Origin of the sequence: Streptomyces sp. NPDC058877, from assembly GCF_042742855.1 — a bacterium.
Classification (GTDB): domain Bacteria; phylum Actinomycetota; class Actinomycetes; order Streptomycetales; family Streptomycetaceae; genus Streptomyces.
The window spans coordinates 1-1,659 of the sequence record NZ_JBHYMF010000387.1; the positions used below are offsets into that span (position 1 = coordinate 1).

The 1,659-nt window shown below is 68.3% G+C and carries 1 protein-coding gene and 1 pseudogene; both read left to right on the forward strand.

The window, feature by feature from the left end; genetic code table 11:
- Positions 1–105: 105 nt before the first annotated feature.
- A complete protein-coding gene (locus ACFW2Y_RS35755) occupies positions 106–951 on the forward strand; it encodes a 5'/3'-nucleotidase SurE (RefSeq protein ID WP_384887903.1) in 846 nt (281 codons plus the stop codon).
- Positions 952–1,379: 428 nt separating this feature from the next.
- Positions 1,380–1,568: pseudogene (locus tag ACFW2Y_RS35760) on the forward strand (IS5/IS1182 family transposase); the annotation flags it as partial.
- Positions 1,569–1,659: the final 91 nt, after the last annotated feature.

A 1,659-nucleotide genomic window follows, 5' to 3' on the forward strand; every position in this document is an offset into this window, starting at 1 on the left:
GCAGGCACCGATCACTTACGAACAACAGTCAGCTACCCTGATACTTGCCGCATAACGACACGAACAGGTGTCCACCCTCCGGGGACAAGGCCCGACGTCGTCGTCATCGCACCGTGGCAGGTGCAGTCCGGCAAGGGCACGGCCGTCACCAATGGCGGCACGCTCTCTCTGCGCCACCGCACCCAGCTCCCCGCCGGATACGAGAATGACTGTTCCGGCACTCCGTCCGGATCGCCCGTCTACGGCGTGTGCCTGGCAGCCGGCCCGTGCGGCCCGGACTCGCCCAGCGCCACCCCGACGGACACCGTTAAGTTCGCACTGCGCGGTGGCCTCGCAGCCAAGGTCGGTTGGCAGGACCACCCCGACCTGGTCGTTACCGGGATCAATTCCGGCCCCAACGTCAGTGCCCAGGTCAACGACTCCGGCACCGTCGGAGGCGCGCTCGCGGCTCTCGACGAGGGCGTCCCCGCAGTTGCCTTCTCCTCGTCCAGTGACGCGAGCCAGTTCAACTTCCCGGTCGTCAACTACCGGGCCCACGCCCGCTTCGCCGCCGGCTTCCTCGGCGGGCTGCGCGAGCGCGACCTGCTCACCGACCTGTTCGCGCTCAAGGTCGACTACCCGGACGTGAGCGCAGGGCGCAGGGCCAAGCCCCCCGTGTGGACGAGCATTGGACACGGGAAGGTCGTCTGGCACGCTTATGAGGCCCGTACGCCTGGTGAGTTGGGCAGCGACCTCTTCGACATCACGTTCGACATCTGCGACAACGAGCCGGCCAGTGACTGCACCGAGACCGTCAGGGGTGCGGACTCCACCGCCCTGCTCGGTCGAGGCCACGTCACCGTGGCCCCGGTCACCGCCGACCGCACCTACGGCGCAAGGACCAGCGGCGCCGGACAGCGCGACCTGGCCCGTCTCAAGGAGTACGTCGAGCACCACGCTCCGCGTTACTGATCCGGACCGGCCGTCCGCGGACCTCCACCCTGCCCCGGAGGCCCGCGGACGACCTTCTTTTGGGCGGCAGCCGCACGACCGCCCGGGACAGTCCCATCACTACACCGCCCCACCTCCTCGTCCGTACCTGTGCCGGTCCCGTCCACGACGGGGACTGCAACGGTGTTGCTGCGCCCACGGCGTTCGACTCCTGGAGGCCCTCCCTCCAGTCGTCTGTCGGCCGCTGTGGTGAACTCCACGGCAATGCGGACCCCGGCGCATTGCAGGGCCAGATCATCGCGGGCGTCGTCTTCCGGGTGCTCCGTCCACACCGACTGGTGCCCCCCGACCGCAAGAGGAAACGCACTGAGCCCCTTTCATCCTGTGCTGATGGGTGAAAGGGGCTGTTCGGAGGGTGCGGTGACGAGGCAGGGCCCCTGGTCGTTGGCGTGCTGGCTCCACTCGTCACACCGGCGGTTGAAGGGGCCCTGGTGGTTCCGTATCGAGCCACGCTCGATGTCCCGTATGAGCTCGTCGAGCATGTTGCCTGGTTGCTGTGCGAGCACCGTCGAACCCGTAGCACCCGCTGGCGCGAGCTTGGTTGCTTCGGCCAGGCGCTGCTCACGCTGGTTCAGATGGCGTCCCGCCGAGTGGTGTAGCCGATCAAGCTGGCGGAATCCGCAGGTCGTGGCCCGATTCGCCCTCGCCGGCGGCCCTGTTGGGGCTCGC